Raw genomic sequence first — 20399 nt, forward strand, 5'->3', positions numbered from 1 at the left:
TCGAAACCTTTTAAATCTATTAGATTTTATTCTTTTATAATTTTTATCCACTGTCCTTTATCTCTTGCAACATAATTATCATCATACATCGCTTCGCATTGAATACCTGGCAAGTAATAATCCCCAAGATAAGATGCATTTAATAAAATTGTGAATACTCTCGTTTCACCCGCTTTTAAATCGAAATAGAAATTGGTTCTATCGTCTCTAATATCAATATAGTCTGCTTTATTTTCCGCATAGCTACCAAAATCGGTAAATCTTGAATTCATAATTTCAAATCCAGATGGAACAATTTGTGTTAACGCAACATTTTCAATTCTTTCACTTGAGGTATTTCTGATTACAACTTGAGCTACAATTTCCGTCCCTTGTTGTACTTGATTTAAATTAATTGATGCACCCGATTTTGTTTTATAACTTGTAACTACATCTAAATTTTTATGCATTTCTTTTTCTTCTCCTATCGGAAGTACTCCACTATTTAAAACACGAACATAAATAGTATTACTATTATTGTTTTTTACTGTTATCGAATAATTTCCTTTTTTTACAGCTAAAGTTTTATCTATAACAGATTTCTGCGTCACCAGGTTTTCAGATTTACCATTGAAACTAATTTGCGCACTAACACCTTTCCCTCCGTTTTTGATAGCAAATTTTGACATTGCATATAAAGCATAAGCAGTAGTTTGTGTACTCATATACTGATTTGAAGAAAGGTTTTTTGCCAATTTATTAGCCAACTGGAATGCTTTTGTTTTATCATCTACCAATAAATATGTTTCCAATAACATGGCTCTATTTCTGTCTTCAGAACCATAATAATAGTAGCGCGTTGAAGCATCATAATCGAAAGATGAAACTGTATTAATTATTTTCAGAGCCGCATTTTTCTGTCCAATTAATGCGTAAGCTGCTGCAAGACGTAATTTAGATTCGTCTGAAATCCCTATAGTCTCTCTTAGTCTATTCATAGAACCTAAATCTGCTGAACCCGCTAAGGCTAATGTATACAATCTGTATGCTTGTGAAAAATCATTATGGTATCTTTCATTTAATCGCCATTGTTTCGCTTGATTTTTTTGATATGAAATCCATCTTTGTTTAAAACCTGAAGGCAAAACATATCCTTTCTTTTCTGCTTCGATCATGAAATGTCCAGCATAGGAAGTTCCCCAATCATCAGAATAAGTACTTCCTGGCCAATATGACAATCCGCCACTTGAAGTTTGAAAACTATTTAAACGTTGAATTCCGTTATTTACATTTTTTTGAATCTGTTGTTTTTTAGTATCGTCAATTGCAACAACATCGGCTAAGTACAACTGAGGAAATACACTAGATGTTGTTTGTTCAACACAACCATGTGGATACTGAATTAAATATTTTAATCTTCTATTAAAATCGATTGTTGGAAAAGAGGAAACCTCTAATTGCGCTTTATTCGTACCATTAACACCAAATGTTGCCCAATTGATAGATTTCGTCGAATTTGGTTCTAATACTAAATCAACAAAGACTGTCGTTTCTGGATTTGGATTAACAATATCAATCTCGACAGGGAATGATGCTTTTTCTGAACCAGAAGTTGCTATTACTTCTATTTTACCAAGACCAGTTACATCTCCAACTTCTAAACTGAAATAGATCATTTTTTCATCTGGCGAATTAAAAGTAACCTGTTGTTTCGACGATTCTAAAACTCTAATTCCGTTATTCGTTTTTACCTGAACAGTAACATTTTTAATATTTTTCTCCATTGCAAAAACAGTTACTGGCAATGTGATTTTTTCATTTGGGGAAATTTTTCTTGGCACAGACGCTAAAACCATTAATGGATTTCTTACTGGAGTTGCTGTTTCTGCACTTCCATATGCGTTTGTCTTTACTTCTGCTGCTACAACCATTGTTCGAACAGAACCTACATAATTTGGCATATCAATAGTATGCGATTTTGTTTGTCCTTTTTCTAATTTAAATGGTCCTAAATAAATTACAACAGGTTTAAAACGGTTGGCTTTTTTAGCATTACTTCCACCCAAATCTTCATCTCCACCAACACTAAATATTTGATTTATCTTTCCGCCATAAGCTCCAATTACGTCATCATACACATCCCATGTTTTAACACCTAACGCTTGTTTAGAATAGAATTTATCCCATGCATTTGGTGTTTTAAAACGTGTTAAATCTAACAAACCTTCATCTACAACTGCAACAGTATAAGTCATTTCTTTACCGTTTTTCTCACTAACCTTAATTGTAGCTTTTTGTTCTGGACGAAGCACACTTGGCATTTCTATTTTAGGCTCTAAAACGGTATTTTTATCAACAACTTCAATTGGAATAATTCCATACATACGAATTGGTGTATCACTAACCGTTTGTCCGTGTGGTTTCAACAATGTAATATTAACATATACATTAGGAGCCATATCTGAGGTTACAGGAATTTCAACTTTAGTTTCTCCCTGTGTAGTGTTTGTCCATAATGTTTTCACCACCTTTGAACCATTCTCTAAAGACAATAATGCTCTTCCACCAGCAGTCGATGGGAAAGAAACTATTGCTTTTTCACCTACATTATGTTTTTCTTTGTCTGATGCAAAAACCAACATATTTGCTGTAGTTCCATCACCCGATTTAGTTTTTCCTGACCAATATGGCCAATCAATAATAGACGTTATACTTGTTGCATGATTATCCGAAGGATCTACAACTCTAATTAAATAACGTCCCCAGTCTCCTTCTGGTACAGAAAATTGAAAACTTCCTTTACCTGTATTATTTGTAGAAATATTATATTGCTTGTAAGCTGTAGTAACATTATCTGAATTATATCGTGCTAAATCATCTCCGTCTGAATTCCACCACCATCTCCATTCTACTTTATAAACATATACTTTTAGGTTGCGAACAGCTTTTGGTTTTCCGTATTCTGAAAGTGTAACTACATCAAAACGGTTTACTTTATCTGTTTCTAACATTCCATATTTGTTTGGCTCTGGACTTTTTAAACCAACATATGTTTTATATGGAGAAAAACTTGCTGTTACTACATCGGTACTAAAGTCACCTCCATTTTCGTAGGCTTTAGTTTGCATTACAATTTTCAATTTCCCTGGTGCTTGGTTACTCACTTCAGGGGTTAAGTTTACATCTGTTTTTCCATTCTCATCCAATTTCCCAGAAAACACATTCACTTCTTCAGTATAAAACTTTCTTACATCATCATCAAAATCATACTTACTAAATCCTTTAAAAGTAGTTTCTTGTTGTATGAACTTGGCTTGCATTTCCACTTTTAAATTTTTAGCAATCGCTCCATGCAACCAATTTACCTCAACTTTTCCTTTATTTGTATTATTCCCTGATATTTCGGCATCAGCAAAACTATTCTTAATCTTTAATCGATTAGGCTTAACTGTTTCAATTTTTATTGATTTAAAGAAGCTCGCTCCTCCAACTGAAACTTTTGCTTCCCAATTACCAGTTATATCAGTATCTCGAGTAGCAATAGTAAAAACGTAATGATTACTTTCGTTATATTTCTGAACAGATTGATACGTTAATTTTCCTTTTGGATCGGATAATTTAAATTTTATAGGATGAGTTTTCTCTAGTTTACTTTCATTATCATTTAACATAAATGCAATATGCAATGTATCTCCTGGCCTCCAGACACCTCTTTCTCCATATATGTATCCTTTCAGCCCTTTTTGAAGTGTTTCTCCACCTACTTCAAAATTACTAACAGATAAAGATTGACCTTCGTCTAAACGAACATAGGTTGTGTTATTATCTTTAGTAACAATTGCGAAATAGGCATATTTTTTAACATCTACAGTTGCTATTCCTTCTGCATTTGTTTTTGTTGTTGCTAATTTTTGTTGTTGAAAATCATATAAATCTATAGTCGCATCAGCTACCGTATTTGTTGAGATTATATCATTCACTGCAAAAAAGTAAGATCCGTTTTCTCCTCTTTTTGCAATCACACCTAAATCGGTAGCAATTACATTAGTTGCAATTACTGTTCTATAATAGTAGGAATTTGTACATGGATCTTCTCGATCATTCCAATTATAATCGTCATAATCATAATAATAGTCATCATAATAATACCCCTCATTACTACGCACTTCCTCTTCCTCAAAATTCTCATTATCTTCTTCTATTTCAACTTCTTCAGATGCTGCACATTTGTATAATGAATATTTCTTTTTAAAATCTATTTCCACTCTATAAATAGCACCAGGTTCTGGATTGATAATTTTAGACAAGTCTAACGCATAAGCTCCCCATTTGCTATAATTAATCAGATTGCTTTTCTTTAAAATTATTTTCTGTTTTGCAATTGGAGTAGCAACTTTTCTTAGGTTTTGATTACCACTTATTTGATTATCTTGAAGAAACTGAAGAATATTATTTTTGTGAATTTTATAAATTTTAACGTCTATTGCTTTTAGGTTTACTGCTTCAAAATTTATTTTTAAATTATTGGAACTTGGTAATATTGAACCACTTTTTATAAAACGAATTGCTGGTTTAATTTGTTCGAATGAAATTTTTTCAGAAAAATTTTGCTTCATTTTATAACCACTCTCACTTTGAATTCCTTGAAAGACCTCAACTAATAATTCTCCTTTTAATGATTCTGAAAAATATACTTTCAATAAATTTCCAGCTGTTGAAAACTTCAAATCACTTGCTGATTCTACATCTATCAATCCGTTTAGGTCTTGACCTTTCTTCAATGGATCAGAAAAATTCAACAATAATACTTGATTGTTATCCTCTTGAACTTCTGCGCTAATTATTTTAAAATTATTTTTCCCAGGAACTTCATAATCTAACTTTCCAGTTTGATCAATATTAAATTCTTTTCCACTCCATTTAATTTCAATCTTGCTATCATCTTCTAACCTTTGAATACTGTCAATTACAAACTTAAATTCTTTAGATGTACTTAATTCTTTATTAATTTTTACTTTAAGTGATTTTCCGTTTTGGTTTACAGTTACTAATTTTGATGCAATATCAACATCTAAATCATCACTTGTAGTTATAATTCCATTTAAATAGGAATAATTCTTATTGTAGGATTGTAAATCTAAAGTGGAAACCATAAAATCTTGTTTTACGGTTTTCAAAGTAAAATTAAATTCTTTCAATTCTTTTGGAACTTCCTTAATTTCTGAAAGATGAAGTGTTACTTGATACTCTTTATTTGACTCTAATGGTTTTGTTGGCACAAAAGCAAGTGTATTTGTAGATAGTGCAATCACTTTTCCATCTACACTTGGGTTAACCGAAAACAAATCTTCATCGAGTTCTTTTTTAGGAGTCCAATCTGCATTATCAAATGCTAAAACCACTCTAACATCACTATTAGACGAAATTAATCCAGAACTAAAATTTAGTATATAATCTTTATAAAGAGAATAATCAGAATTGAAATCTTTACTATCTTTTGAACAAGATACAATTAGAACCAAAATTAAAGCTAACTTTAAAAGTCGAGAAATTTTCATAGAAACAAGAATTAAAAGAAAAAATAATAAGAATATATTTTGTAGAAATATTCCTTAAAGATACTATTATTTTTAATAATATGAAGTCGGTTCTTAACGTTTTGCTCTAAAAAAAACTCTCATTAACAATGCACATTCTTTTTCAAGCACACCCGACACTACTTTTGTTTTTGGATGGAGCTGTGTACCCATTTTCACATACCCCCTACTTTCATCTGAAGCTCCATAAACAATTTTAGAAATCTGACTCCAATACAATGCCCCCGCACACATTTGACAAGGCTCTAAAGTTACATATAACGTACAATCTTTCAAATACTTACCCCCTAAGTAATTTGCAGCACTTGTAATAGATTGCATTTCAGCATGTGCAGTTACGTCATTAAGTAATTCTGTTAAATTATGATTTCTAGCAATTATTTTATTATCTATAACAACAATTGCTCCAACAGGAATTTCGCCTTTTTCGAAAGCAGTTTCAGCTTCAAAAAGAGCCTTTCTCATAAAATACTCATCTGTAAAAATGTTTTCCATTTTTCAAAATTAACAATTTTTCAATTTAACTATAAAAAGAAAAGACCATTTCGAATAAAACATATTCAAAATGGTCTTTAATAAAATCTACACAATCTTAAAGCGATTTCTTTTGTTTTTCTATAAAACCATCAGCTTGTAACCTTAATAGTTCTATTGCTTTTTGTTTTTTATAATTATACAATTCTTTATCTTCTTTTATATCAGCATAAACTCTATCATAAATCTCTGCATCTGTAACCAATTGAAGACCACTTTGGTGTTTATTTTGAGCAAGCATATTCAAGATCGCCATTTCATTGTCCTCGATTTTAAAATCATATTCTCCTTTTGGCGATAATAATTTGGCAATTATTGGTGATGTTTCGATAGCAAGAAACAACAACATTATGAAAAAAGAAGGCAACCAAGGTAATTTATTTAATGCATTAATTCTAGCCATTAAACCATCAAACCCTTCAATTATTGGTTGTGTTTCTGATACTTTTTTATCTAAATCGGCTTGTAATTCTTTTGCCTTAATTTCTAAACTCGCAATTTTTGATTGATTAGTTTCTTTCAATATAGCCAAATCTTTTAAAGCTGAATCATGTTTATCTCGCTTCTCTTTATAAACCGGTCCTTTACCTAGTTTTTTTGTCCCTGAAGTTCCTTCCGCCTCTGTTATAAAAACAGCATACAAATCATTTACTTCTTTTTCTTTTTTCAAAACATCTGACTTTAAACTATCTATTTGTGATTTATTTTTATCTAAGTCTGTCTGAAAATAATTTGCAACTTCTTTTTTATTATTTAAAGCCATTGCGTTTTTTTCTTTCAACAGAACTGTATTTATTTCCTTTTCAAAAATTTTAATTTCTAAAGGTTTTGAAATGACAATTGCGATAATAATTGCCAATATTATTCTTGGAGTAGCTTGAAGTAATTCACTTTTAAAATCATTTCTTTTCTTTATTGTCGAAACAATAAATCGGTCTAAATTAAAAATTAGCAAACCCCAAACTAGACCAAAAGCTGTAGCTTTGTAAACATTGTCGAAAACAGTATACAAAGCAAAACTACCAGCGATAAATGCCATTACTGCCGTAAAAAAAACAGTAGCCCCAATACCTGCATATTTGTTTTGTTCCCCATTAGAGCAAGACTGAATTAAATCTTTGTCTGCCCCCGAGCAAAGAATGAAAAATTGTTTTATCATGATGATTGATTTTTTACTGAAATGTATTCAGTAGGATTGATTGATGATGATTAGTACAAATATAACACCAAATGTTTCAGGTTATTGTTAAAATGTTGGTAATTTGAACTTTATAAATCAAATAAATATCTTTAAAAAAGAGCATAATATAATTAGCACATTCTGTGTACCTAGCTAGAAAACCACAATACATAGAAAGATAAGCAATCAACACAGGCATTTTCTTCAATAAAAAACCCTCACAAATTAATGTAAGGGTCTAAAATTTATTTCAACTAATCGTTTAAAACTAGTATCTGTAATATTCTGGTTTGAATGGACCTTCTACTGGTACACCAATATATTTCGCTTGGTCATCACGTAAAACTTCTAATTCAACACCTAACTTAGCTAAGTGTAAAGCTGCAACTTTTTCATCTAAATGTTTTGGCAACATATAAACTTCATTTTTATAAGCAGCAGTGTTAGTCCATAATTCTAATTGAGCTAACGTTTGGTTAGTAAATGAATTACTCATTACAAAACTTGGGTGACCAGTAGCACATCCTAAATTTACTAAACGACCTTCAGCTAAAATGATAATATCCTTCCCATTGATAGTATATTTATCAACCTGAGGTTTAATTTCATTCTTAGTAGCTCCATGATTTTTATTCAACCAAGCCATGTCAATTTCATTATCGAAATGTCCAATATTACAAACGATAGTTTTATCTTTCATCTGCTCAAAGTGCGAACCTAAGATAATATCTTTATTTCCAGTAGTTGTAATAATAATATCTGCATTACCAACAACTGTATCTAATCTTTTAACTTCAAAACCGTCCATTGCAGCTTGTAGCGCACAAATTGGGTCAATTTCAGTAACTGTTACAATTGAACCAGCACCTTTAAATGAAGCAGCAGTACCTTTTCCTACATCTCCATAACCACAAACAACAACTCTTTTACCAGCTAGCATAATATCTGTCGCTCTTCTTACAGCGTCAACAGCAGATTCTTTACATCCGTATTTATTATCAAATTTAGATTTTGTTACTGAATCATTAACATTAATTGCTGGAATATGTAATGTTCCGTTTTGCATTCTTTCATATAAACGGTGAACTCCTGTAGTAGTTTCTTCAGACAAACCTTTGATTTCCTTGATTAATTCTGGGAAACGGTCAAAAACCATGTTAGTCAAATCTCCACCATCATCTAAGATCATATTTAATGGCTTTCTATCTTCTCCAAACCATAAAGTTTGTTCAATACACCAATCAAATTCTTCTTCATTCAAACCTTTCCATGCATAAACAGGAATACCTGCAGCAGCAATTGCAGCAGCGGCATGATCTTGTGTTGAAAAAATATTGCATGAACTCCAAGTTACATCTGCACCTAAAGCTACTAAAGTTTCAATTAATACAGCAGTTTGAATAGTCATGTGTAAACATCCTGCAATTCTAGCTCCTTTTAATGGTTTGCTTTCGCCAAATTCAGTTCTTAAAGCCATTAAACCTGGCATTTCAGCTTCAGCTAATTCAATTTCTTTTCTTCCCCAATCTGCTAAAGTAATATCTTTTACTTTATAAGGTACATAAGTTGTCGTATTTGAACTCATCTATTGTATATTTGTATTATTAATTTCAAAACACAAATATACAAAAACGAAACTTATTTTTTTACTATTACAAAGTATTTTATGATTTGTTAATGTATACAAGGAACTGAATTTCAGTATAATATTAGATGGGATTATTTAAAAGAATAAATTATTTTCAAGACTCAACTCTCTGGATATGGAAAGTTGAAGAAGAATACGACCTTTTATTTCAAAGTGTTACATTAAAAAACAACTCTTTAGAAAGATTGAAAGGGATGAAATCTGAAAGCCATCAAAAAGGTTTTTTAGCAGTTAGAATGTTATTACAAGAGGCTGGCTATACCGATTTAGATTTATATTATGATGAACACGGAAAGCCTCATTTAAAAGATGGAAAACAAATTTCAATAAGTCATTCTCATGCATTTTCTGTCATAATAATTGGCGATACTAAAATCGGAATAGACCTAGAGATTTTAAAAGAAAAAATTGTTACTATTGCTCCAAGATTTATGGATATAAATCATCTAAAAAACTTAGAGTCAAAAGATCAAATAAAGAAAGCTACAGTAATTTGGGGAATTAAAGAATCTATTTTTAAAATAAAAAACGAAAAAGGAATTAGTTTTCCTGATCATATCTTTGAAAAAGAGTTTAATTTAGAAGACAGTTCAGGAATTGCTCAACTAGTATTCAACAATACGACAGAAGAATATTGCTTTTCATTTGAATTTATTGAGAATTATGCTTTAGTTTGTGCTCTTCAAAACAAAAAATGACTTCAATTTACCAAGAAATAGTAAGTGCAAAAGTGAATCAAAAAAAACTTTTGGCTATCCTTTTAGATCCTGAAAAAATTTCACTGACTTCTATTAAACCATTGTGTTTATCTATTAAAACATCTCCTGCAACTCATATTTTCATTGGAGGAAGCACATTTAATGGTAGCAATTTAGATAAAATAATTAGCGAAATAAAAAAATATTGCAACTTACCTATCCTTTTATTCCCTGGAGATTACAAACAAATTTCTAATGAAGCAAATGCAGTACTTTTTTTAAGTTTAATATCTGGCAGAAATCCCGAATATTTAATTGACCATCAAATAAATGCTGTTCCGATTCTAGAAAAAACAAATTTGGAAATCATACCAACAGCCTATTTACTAATAGAAAGCGGAACCGTTACAGCTGTAGAGAGGGTTAGTAAAACTGCCCCATTAAAAACTAACGATATAGAACACATTTGTAAAACAGCAAAAGCAGGAGAGTTTTTAGGCAACAAACTAATTTACTTAGAAGCCGGTAGCGGAGCACAAAAAGCTGTTCCACATGAAATTATTACAGCTGTTTCGAATAAAGTCAATATTCCTCTAATTATTGGAGGAGGAATACGCTCTTTAGAAGCTATTCAAAAAACTTTTGATGCAGGTGCAGATATTGTAGTAATTGGAACAGCATTTGAAAACGACAATAGATTTTTCAAACATGATTGATTTTTTATTTTCTCAATACAACGGATACTCAACACTATTTCTTTGGTTAGAAATAATTGCAGCGACTTTTGGCCTAATCAGTGTATTATTTGCTACAAAAAATAATATTTTAGTTTATCCAACTGGAATAATTAGTACAATTCTATATGTTTACCTATTATTCCAATGGGAACTAATTGGAGATATGCTAATTAACGGATACTATACCACTATGAGTTTTTATGGTTGGTATCTTTGGTCAAAAAAAAAGGGCGACAATAATGATATTGTATTACCAATAACTAAGATGAATAACAAAGAAATCACCCAAGGAGTAGTTATTTTCTTAATTACTACATTATTTGTTGTTGCTATTTATCATTTTTTTAATAAATTTACTTCTTGGGTTGCTTATGTAGACACCTTTACAACAGGTATATTCTTCGTAGGCATGTGGCTAATGGCCAAACGCAAAATTGAAAACTGGATATTATGGATTATTGGAGACATTATTTCCATTCCTTTATATTTCCATAAAGGATATACTTTCACAAGCTTTCAATACCTTATTTTTACAATCATTGCATTTTACGCCTACAAAGAATGGAAACGAAACTTAACAAACAAGATTTAGAATACATACAAAAAAAAGGAATTTCTATTGAGAAAATCGAACAGCAACTTTTGTTTTTCAAACAAGGTGTTGAAAAAATAAATCTAGAAAAACCTGCTTTAAAAGGCGATGGAATTTTGAATTTATCTCCAAATGAAAAAGAGAAATTTATTAAAAAATTTGATGATGAAAAAGATAAATTTAATATCCAAAAATTTATCCCTGCTTCTGGTGCAGCTAGTAGAATGTTCAAATTTTTATCCGAATTTTTATCAAATTACAACCCTGAAGACGAAACGATCAATGCTTATATAAATAGAAACAAAAGCAGTGATTTATCTATTTTTTTAATCGGGTTGAAAAATTTTCCGTTTTACACAGAGTTAAGAAATACAGCATACGCTATTTATCCAGATTATAAAAACTACGATAGAAACAAACGTGACTATTGCCTAATCAAAACTTTACTATCTACTGATTATTTAAATTTCTCCAACAAACCAAAAGCAATATTACCTTTTCATTATAGAGACGGTCGCAATGTCACACCCATTGAAGAGCATTTAGAAGAAACAGCTTTTTACACGAAAAAAGACAAAAAGACAAAATTGCATTTCACGATTTCAGAAGAACATCTTGACGGTTTTAAAAAAATAGTTTCTCAAAAAGACTCTTTTGACATTACGTTTTCTTATCAAAAGCAACACACAGATACTATTGCTGTAAACCCAGACAACACTCTTTTTAGAGACAAAAACGACGCTCTTGTTTTTAGACCAGGTGGTCACGGTGCATTAATTGAAAACTTAAACAATCTTGACTCTGATATTATTTTTATAAAAAACATTGACAACATTTCTAACAACTATATTGATGACGTTCTAGAAAACAAAAAACTGCTTGGCGGAATATTAATAGAAACTCAAAATCAGGTTTTCGAATACATTAAGATACTTCTCAAAAACAAAGTAACAGATAGCGAATTCTTAAAAATTGAAGAATTTTTAATTCAAAAACTGAATTGCAGTTTACCCACAAACTACAATAAACTTGCAACCCTAAAAAAAACTGAAACCCTTCTCCAAATTCTAAACAGACCTATTAGAATTTGCGGAATGGTTAAAAATGAAGGCGAACCTGGTGGAGGTCCATTTTGGGTTAAAGACAAAAACTATAATCTATCACTACAAATTGTTGAAAGTTCACAAATTGATTTAACAAATAATCATCAACTAAATATTCTTAAAAATGCTACTCATTTCAACCCTGTAGATTTAGTATGCGGAATAAAAGATTACAAAGGAGAAAAATTTAATCTTAATAATTTTATTGACATAAATACAGGTTTCATTGTTGATAAAAACAAAGACGGAAAACCTCTTAAAGGCTATGAACTTCCTGGCTTATGGAATGGAGCTATGGCATATTGGACAACCATTTTCGTCGAAGTTCCATTAACAACTTTCAATCCTGTAAAAACGGTAAACGACTTACTAAAACCAGCTCATCAACCTAAAAATGAATAAAGAAATCATTTTATCCGAATTAAAGTTTAAAGCAGTTAGAAGCAGTGGTGCTGGCGGACAAAACGTAAACAAAGTTTCTTCTAAAGTAGTATTATCGTTTGACATGATGAACTCTTCTGGATTATCTGAAAAAGAAAAAGAGTATTTAAATGAGAAAATTGCTAATAGATTTACTCTAGAAGGTATCCTAATTCTTAATTGCGATGAAGATAGAAGTCAAATAAAGAACAAAGAGCTTATTATAAAACGTTTTTTGAATTTAATTACAAATGGGTTAAAAAAAACAAAAATCAGAAGAGCAACAAAAGTTCCTAAATCTGTAAAAGAAAGAAGAATAAAACAGAAAAAAAACACAGGCTTAATTAAACAATCTAGAAGAAAACCCGAAATTTAAAAACATTAATAAATTCTAATTACAAAAAGCTTTTTTTAACTTTTTAATTTCAATAGTTTACTATCTTTGCCCTGTCTCAAAGGGGTGCTTTTATTTTACTTTCATTAAACAATGTAAGATTTAGGCTGAGATTATACCCATAGAACCTAGAACAGATAATGCTGTTTAGGGAACAGATGTTGTAAAACACTATTAACATAATTAATTTAAATTTCAGAATAATTACCCCTTTTATTCGTAGGCTTTAACGAATGAAAAATTTATTCAACACAAGAAAAACTAAAAATTTACTAAGTTTTTTTTTAGTTTTAATTTCAACTCTTCTTTTTGCTCAAGAACAAAAACAAGACAGTACCAAAGTAACTCAACTTGATGAAGTACTAGTATCCGCAGTAAGAGCGAACTCAAAACAACCAGTTAGTTTTACAAACATGTCAAAATCTGAAATCGCAAAACGCAATTTAGGTCAAGACATTCCAATGCTTTTAAACTATCTACCTTCAGTAGTTACAACTACAGACGCTGGTAATGGAGTTGGATATACTGGAATCAGAGTAAGAGGTAGCGATGCCACAAGAATAAACATAACAATTAACGGAATTCCGTACAACGACTCAGAATCTCATGGGACTTACTGGGTAAACATGCCTGATTTTGCTTCTTCTTTACAAAGTATTCAATTACAAAGAGGTGTTGGAACCTCAACAAATGGATCTGGAGCTTTCGGAGCAAGTTTAAATATGCTAACCGATTTAGCAGCTGAAAATGCAAACGGTGAAATTTCAAACTCATTTGGAAGTTTCAACACAAGAAAGCACACTGTAAAATTTAGCACAGGAAAAATAAACAATGGTTTTGAACTTTCTGGTAGACTTTCAAATATCCACTCAGATGGCTATATAGATAGAGCTTCATCAGATTTGAAATCGTACTTCCTTCAAGCTGCCTATTTTGAAGGTACAACATTAATTAAAGCATTAGCTTTTGGAGGAACCGAAAGAACTTATCAATCTTGGAATGGAATTGACCGAGAAACTTTTAACAGCAACCCAACTTTCAATTCTGCAGGGATGTATACTGATGAATTTGGAAACACACGTTACTATGATAACGAAACAGACAATTATCAACAAGACCATTATCAACTGCATTGGAACGAGAAATGGAGTGAAAACTGGAATAGCAATTTAGCAATTCATTATACTAAAGGAAAAGGATATTATGAAAACTACAAAGAAGACGAAGACTTTTCTGATTATAACCTTCAGCCTGTTTTAGGACAAACTTCTACAGATTTAATTCGTCAAAAATGGTTAGATAACGATTTCTACGGGACTACTTTCTCTACAAATTACAATAAAGATAATTTTGATTTTATTTTAGGAGGAGCTTGGAACAAATATGAAGGTGATCATTTCGGAAAAGTAATTTGGGCACGATATGCTTCAACTAGCGAACTAGATGACAAATACTATAATGACTATGGTACAAAAACAGATGGTAACTTATTTGCAAAAGCAAGCTATGAATTACCGTTTGGTTTAAGTCTTTTTGGAGATTTACAATACCGAACAGTAAACTATAAAGCAAATGGAGTTCAAACTAACCTAGTAGACGACACCTTTAATTTCTTCAATCCGAAAGCAGGTTTAACCTATAAAATATCAAACAAACAATCTGTTTTCTTTTCGTATGCTAGAGCAAATAGAGAACCTAACAGAACCGATTACAAAAACGGAACACCAAAACCAGAACAATTAGATGATTTTGAATTGGGCTGGAAATTTAATTCTTCGAAAGCAAAGCTTAACATTAACACTTATTTCATGAGCTACAAAGACCAATTGGTTTTAACTGGCGAACTAGATAATGTTGGAGCTCCTATTCGTAGCAATAGTGGTGATAGTTATAGAATAGGCCTAGAAGTTGAAGCAACAGTAATGCTTTCAAAAAATTGGATTATTGCACCAAATTTCACACTTAGTAAAAACAAAAACATAGATTTTTACACTGATGCATCAGGAACTTTAGAAAACATAGGAAACACAGACATTGCTTATTCTCCAGAAGTCATTATTGGTAACCAATTAATATTTAATGGATTTAAAAACTTCCAAATTGGATTATTATCAAAGTTTGTAGGCAAACAATACCTAAACAACACAAACGACAAAAGAGGAGTTTTAGCGGATTACTTTGTAAACGATTTTAATTTAATCTATACATTACCTATGACAAAGCTTGCTAAAGAACTAATTTTTACTGTTAATGCAAATAACATTTTCAACAAAAAATATGCTTCAAACGCTGCTGACTATGGTGGCGGTTATGTTTATTTCTATCCACAAGCAGGAGCTAATATCATGGCAGGATTAACGATTAAATTCTAAATAGAATACAATAATCTAAACAAAAAACCGACTTTAGTTTTACAACTAGAGTCGGTTTTTCTATATGATAAAAACTTATTATTGTAATAATCCTCTTGAAATAACAATACGTTGAATTTCAGAAGTCCCTTCATAAATTTGAGTAATCTTAGCATCACGCATCATACGTTCTACATGATATTCACTTACATAACCATTTCCACCATGAATTTGAACGGCTTCAATTGTTGTATTCATAGCTGTTTCGGAAGCAAATAATTTTGCCATAGCACCAGAATGTGAAATATCTTCACCATTATCTTTTTCAGTTGCCGCTTTCATACATAGTAAACGAGCAGCTGTAATTTGCACATGCATATCTGCTAATTTAAATGCAATTACTTGGTGTTGAAAAATTGGTTTTTTAAACGCAACACGTTCTTGAGCATATTTCAATGCCAACTCATAAGCACCTTGCGCTATACCTAATGCTTGTGAAGCAATTCCGATTCTACCTCCATTTAAGGTTGCCATAGCAAAAGCAAATCCAAAACCGTCTTCACCAATTCTATTTTCTTTAGGTACTTTTACATCATTAAACATTAAAGAATGAGTATCAGAACCTCTAATTCCCATCTTCTTTTCTTTCGGTCCAATTGAAAAACCTTCCCATCCTTTTTCAACTAAGAACGCATTAATTCCTTTATGCCCTTTTTCAACATCAGTTTGAGCAATTACAATATAAGTAGATGCAGTTCCTCCATTTGTAATCCAGTTTTTTGTTCCGTTTAATAAATAGTAATCACCTTTATCAATTGCAGTTGTTTTTTGAGAAGTTGCATCAGAACCTGCTTCTGGTTCAGACAAACAAAAAGCTCCAATAACATCTCCTTTTGCTAAAGGTACTAAGTATTTTTGTTTTTGATCTTCATTACAATATTTTTCAATTCCAGCACAAACTAGTGAATTATTAACAGACATAATAACAGCCGCAGAAGCATCTACTTTAGCTATTTCTTCCATCGCTAATACATAAGAAACACTATCTAAACCAGAACCTCCATATTTAGGATCTACCATCATTCCTAAAAATCCTAGTTCAGCCATTTTTTTAACTTGCTCTGTTGGAAAAATAGAATGTTCATCTCTTTCAATAACTCCTGGTTGTAATTCAGTCATAGCAAAGTCTTTAGCTGCTTGCTGAATCATTAATTGCTCTTCTGTTAATTTAAAGTCCATATTGTATAAATAAAGTTCGTGTATTATTATAAAAAGTCCCCAAATGTACTTATTTATTAGCAATTTTTCAATAACAATTTGTAATTTTAACCCATGTTTAAAGATAAATACAACGTTATAGGTGTAATGTCGGGCACTTCATTAGATGGAGTCGATTTAGTATATACTACACTCTCTTTTTCAAACAAATGGAGTTATAAAGTTCATTATTCGGAAACCATTCCTTATACTGAATATTGGCATTCTACTTTATCAAAATCAGTGCATCTAGAAAAAGTAGCGCTTTTAAAATTGGATGAAGAATACACAAATGAATTAGCAAAAATAATTTCTGATTTTATAAACAAAAACAACATTACGGCTATTGATGCAATTTGTTCACATGGTCATACCGTTTTGCACGAACCGCAAAACAATTACACTTTACAAATTGGAAATTTAAACAAAATAGCAACTTTACTAAACGAAACTGTAGTTTGCGATTTTAGAGTTCAAGATGTTCAATTCGACGGACAAGGTGCTCCTTTGGTACCAATTGGTGACCGATTACTATTTTCTGAATACGACTACTGCTTAAATCTTGGCGGATTCTCAAATATTTCATTTGAAGAAGACAAAAAAAGAATTGCTTTTGACATATCTCCTGTAAATACCGTACTCAATCTTTACGCTAACAAACTAAACTTAGCCTATGATAATAAAGGGCAAATTGCAAAAAAAGGAAACATTAACGTCCCCTTATTAGACGAACTAAACAATCTTAGCTTTTATAGTAAAAAACACCCAAAATCATTAGGTATAGAATTTGTCAATACGGAAGTTCTACCAATAATTAATCAATATAAAATAAAAACGGAAGACATCTTACGAACTTTCACCGAACATGTAGCCATTCAAATTAGTAATGTAATAAAAAAAGAAAAATCATCACTTTTAGTTACCGGTGGTGGAGCATATCATGATTTTTTAATTGCCAGAATAAAGCACTTCTTACCTAACACTAGTATAATTATTCCAGATGGAATAATTATAGAATTTAAAGAAGCGCTGGTTTTCGCATTACTTGGAGTATTAAAATTACGCAATGAAAACAACACTTTATGTTCCGTAACTGGTGCCAAACAAGACCATAGTTCAGGAAATATTTTCATTCCTTAAAATTATATTACTGACAATCAATACTTTTCATTATTTAACAATTTGTTATATCTTAATTTAAAACTTTGAAATACACTTAATTAATAAGATTATGTATATTTGTAAAATTCAAAACAACCATTTTAAATGAAAGATTTATTAAAAAAATTCGAGAATAAAGAACCCGAAATAGTATTTAATTGGAAAGACCCAGAAACTGAAGCAGAAGGATGGACAGTGATTAACTCACTTCGTGGAGGCGCAGCTGGTGGAGGAACAAGAATGCGTAAAGGACTTGACATGAACGAAGTTCTTTCTCTTGCAAAAACTATGGAGGTTAAATTCTCAGTTTCCGGACCAGCAATTGGTGGTGCAAAATCTGGTATTAATTTTGACCCGAATGACCCACGTAAAAAAGGAGTTCTTGAAAGATGGTACAAAGCAGTATCTCCATTATTAAAAAATTATTATGGAACTGGTGGAGATTTAAATGTTGATGAAATTCACGAAGTAATCCCAATGACAGAAGACTGTGGAGTATGGCATCCTCAAGAAGGTGTATTTAATGGTCATTTTAAACCAACAGAAGCAGATAAAATCAACAGAATTGGACAATTACGTCAAGGTGTAATTAAAGTAATAGAAAATCCAAACTTTTCTCCAGACGTAAACAGAAAGTATACTGTAGCAGACATGATTACAGGATATGGAGTTGCAGAAGCTGTTCGTCATTACTATGACATCTATGGTGGAAACGTGAAAGGTAAAAAAGCAATTGTACAAGGGTTTGGAAATGTTGGCTCTGCTGCTGCTTTTTATTTAGCCGAAATGGGTGCTAAAATAGTAGGAATTATAGATAGAGATGGCGGTCTTATCAACGAAAACGGCTTTACTTTCGAAGAAATAACTGACCTATTCTTAAACAAAGATGGAAACAAACTTGTTGCGAAAGACATGATTCCTTTTGAAGAGATTAATGCTAAAATATGGACAATAGACGCTCAAATTTTTGCTCCTTGTGCTGCATCTAGATTAGTACAAAAAAGTCAGATCGACGAAATGATTGCATCTGGACTTGAAGTTATTTCATGCGGTGCAAACGTTCCTTTTGCAGATAAAGAAATTTTCTTTGGATCGATCATGGAAGAAACTGATTCTAAAGTAAGTTTAATACCAGATTTCATTTCAAATTGTGGAATGGCTAGAGTATTTGCTTATTTCATGGAGAAAAAAGTACAAATGACAGATGAATCTATTTTCTCTGACACTTCAAACATTATCAAAACAGCTATTCAAAAAACTTACGACTTGAATACTGAAAAACAAAACATTAGTGCTAGAGCATTTGAAATTGCTTTAAAACAACTTATCAAATAACACGTATTAACCCGATGGAAATTTTATTAATTATCATATTCGTTCTTGGTTATTTAGCGATAGCCATGGAACATTCATTAAAAATCGACAAATTAATCCCTGCACTTGCAATGATGGCTCTTCTTTGGGCAATTATAGCAGTTACACACATGGATGTATTTGAAATTATCCCTGGAATAGGAAAAGAGAAACACCATGTTGAAGGAGTACTACTCCATCATCTTGGGAAAACTGCCGAAATACTTGTTTTCTTAATGGGAGCAATGACAATTGTAGAAATTATTGATTATTTTGATGGTTTTTCAACAATTAAAAGTTTTATAAAAACGACAAACAAATCAAGACTACTTTGGTTATTTACATCTTTAGCATTTGTACTATCTGCAATTATAGACAATTTAACAGCAACGATTGTTTTACTTACAATTCTTCAAAAAATTATTAAAGACAGAGATACACGCCTTTGGTTTGCAGGTCTTATAGTAATCGCTGCAAATGCAGGTGGAGCATGGTCTCCAATTGGTGATGTAACAACAACAATGTTATGGATTGCAAATAAAGTATCTGCTTCACAATTAGTAATACATGTTTTAATACCTTCTATTTTGTGTTTTGCAGTTCCAACACTAATCGCTTCAAGAATGTCTGTTTTCAAAGGATACATTGAAGCTGATACCTCAGACGAAAAACCTAAATCAAAATTTAGTGCAACAATGTTCTATATGGGATTAGGAGCAATACTTTTTGTGCCTATCTTTAAAACAGCTACACATTTACCTCCTTATGTTGGAATGATGCTATCTCTTGCAGTTGTTGCCGCTTTTGCAGAATATTTTAGTAACACTAAATTCTCAATGGGAGAAGCAACATCAGACAGTGGACACCATAGTCCAGTCCATAAATCACTTTCTAAAATCGAAATGCCTAGTATTTTGTTTTTCTTAGGTATTTTAATGGCTGTAGCTGCACTAGAGTCACTTGGAATGTTATTTGATTTTGCAGGTGTACTAGAAAACACAATGCCTAAATTAGGTACAGAATTAGAATCTACTAAACTTTCAGATTTAGTTGTACTTCTTCTTGGTGCTGGTTCTGCTGTAATCGACAATGTACCATTGGTAGCAGCAAGTATCGGAATGTTCTCAATGGGTATGGACGAACCTGCTTGGCACTTTATAGCATATGCTGCTGGAACAGGTGGTAGTATTTTAATTATAGGATCAGCTGCAGGAGTTGTTGCAATGGGAATGGAAAAAATTGATTTCTTCTGGTATTTCAAAAAAATAGGCTGGCTAGCTTTTGTTGGATTCATAGCAGGTAGTATCGGTTTCATTCTTTTAAGAAACCTAGTACTAAATGTAGTCCACTAATAAACAATTTTTTAAACAAATAGTCGTTATATAATAAAATTAA

Annotated in this window: 14 protein-coding genes; 9 read left to right on the plus strand and 5 right to left on the minus strand. The window is 31.4% G+C overall.

The window, feature by feature from the left end; genetic code table 11:
- Positions 1–26: 26 nt before the first annotated feature.
- The 4 genes from L2Z92_RS03915 to ahcY form a co-directional block, all read right to left on the minus strand.
- Positions 27–5537, minus strand: a complete 5511-nt coding sequence (locus L2Z92_RS03915) for an alpha-2-macroglobulin family protein (protein WP_236457544.1) — start codon at positions 5535–5537, stop codon at positions 27–29.
- 93 nt (positions 5538–5630) lie between these two features.
- The gene (locus L2Z92_RS03920) at positions 5631–6071 is read right to left on the minus strand and encodes a nucleoside deaminase (protein WP_236457545.1); all 441 of its coding nucleotides are present in this window, start codon (positions 6069–6071) and stop codon (positions 5631–5633) included.
- A gap of 97 nt (positions 6072–6168) precedes the next feature.
- Positions 6169–7269, minus strand: coding sequence for a DUF4407 domain-containing protein (locus L2Z92_RS03925; RefSeq protein WP_236457546.1), 1101 nt, complete (start codon positions 7267–7269; stop codon positions 6169–6171).
- A gap of 289 nt (positions 7270–7558) precedes the next feature.
- Positions 7559–8875, minus strand: coding sequence for an adenosylhomocysteinase (ahcY, locus tag L2Z92_RS03930; RefSeq protein ID WP_236457547.1), 1317 nt, complete (start codon positions 8873–8875; stop codon positions 7559–7561).
- A 128-nt stretch (positions 8876–9003) separates the two neighbouring features.
- Between ahcY and L2Z92_RS03935 the strand changes: the two genes are divergently transcribed.
- The 6 genes from L2Z92_RS03935 to L2Z92_RS03960 all read left to right on the plus strand — a co-directional run bounded on the left by L2Z92_RS03935 (position 9004) and on the right by L2Z92_RS03960 (position 15254).
- Positions 9004–9636, plus strand: coding sequence for a 4'-phosphopantetheinyl transferase family protein (locus L2Z92_RS03935; RefSeq protein WP_236457548.1), 633 nt, complete (start codon positions 9004–9006; stop codon positions 9634–9636).
- Positions 9633–10352 carry a phosphoglycerol geranylgeranyltransferase gene (locus L2Z92_RS03940; protein ID WP_236457549.1) on the plus strand — a complete coding sequence of 240 codons (720 nt, stop codon included), beginning with the start codon at positions 9633–9635 and terminating at the stop codon, positions 10350–10352. Before L2Z92_RS03935 ends, L2Z92_RS03940 begins: the two co-directional genes overlap by 4 nt.
- Entirely contained in the window at positions 10345–10965 is a 621-nt protein-coding gene (gene pnuC, locus L2Z92_RS03945) for a nicotinamide riboside transporter PnuC (RefSeq protein WP_236457550.1), read from the plus strand. Before L2Z92_RS03940 ends, pnuC begins: the two co-directional genes overlap by 8 nt.
- A complete protein-coding gene (locus L2Z92_RS03950; RefSeq protein ID WP_236457551.1) occupies positions 10935–12470 on the plus strand; it encodes a DUF4301 family protein in 1536 nt (511 codons plus the stop codon). The genes pnuC and L2Z92_RS03950 overlap by 31 nt, the downstream gene beginning before the upstream one ends.
- The gene (gene arfB / locus L2Z92_RS03955; protein ID WP_236457552.1) at positions 12463–12864 is read left to right on the plus strand and encodes an alternative ribosome rescue aminoacyl-tRNA hydrolase ArfB; all 402 of its coding nucleotides are present in this window, start codon (positions 12463–12465) and stop codon (positions 12862–12864) included. The genes L2Z92_RS03950 and arfB overlap by 8 nt, the downstream gene beginning before the upstream one ends.
- A gap of 251 nt (positions 12865–13115) precedes the next feature.
- Positions 13116–15254 carry a TonB-dependent receptor gene (locus tag L2Z92_RS03960; RefSeq protein WP_236457553.1) on the plus strand — a complete coding sequence of 713 codons (2139 nt, stop codon included), beginning with the start codon at positions 13116–13118 and terminating at the stop codon, positions 15252–15254.
- A 78-nt stretch (positions 15255–15332) separates the two neighbouring features.
- Here the strand turns inward: L2Z92_RS03960 and L2Z92_RS03965 are convergent, their stop codons facing one another.
- The gene (locus L2Z92_RS03965; protein WP_236457554.1) at positions 15333–16472 is read right to left on the minus strand and encodes an acyl-CoA dehydrogenase; all 1140 of its coding nucleotides are present in this window, start codon (positions 16470–16472) and stop codon (positions 15333–15335) included.
- A gap of 93 nt (positions 16473–16565) precedes the next feature.
- Between L2Z92_RS03965 and L2Z92_RS03970 the strand changes: the two genes are divergently transcribed.
- From L2Z92_RS03970 to nhaD, 3 genes are all read left to right on the plus strand, one after another.
- Positions 16566–17630, plus strand: coding sequence for an anhydro-N-acetylmuramic acid kinase (locus L2Z92_RS03970; RefSeq protein ID WP_236457555.1), 1065 nt, complete (start codon positions 16566–16568; stop codon positions 17628–17630).
- Positions 17631–17756: 126 nt separating this feature from the next.
- Positions 17757–18986, plus strand: coding sequence for a Glu/Leu/Phe/Val dehydrogenase dimerization domain-containing protein (locus L2Z92_RS03975; RefSeq protein WP_236457556.1), 1230 nt, complete (start codon positions 17757–17759; stop codon positions 18984–18986).
- A gap of 14 nt (positions 18987–19000) precedes the next feature.
- On the plus strand, positions 19001–20356 hold the full coding sequence (gene nhaD, locus L2Z92_RS03980; RefSeq protein ID WP_236457557.1) for a sodium:proton antiporter NhaD: 1356 nt from the start codon (positions 19001–19003) through the stop codon (positions 20354–20356).
- The last annotated feature ends 43 nt before the right edge of the window (positions 20357–20399 follow it).

Source organism: Flavobacterium jumunjinense, assembly GCF_021650975.2.
GTDB classification, from domain to species: Bacteria; Bacteroidota; Bacteroidia; order Flavobacteriales; family Flavobacteriaceae; genus Flavobacterium; species Flavobacterium jumunjinense.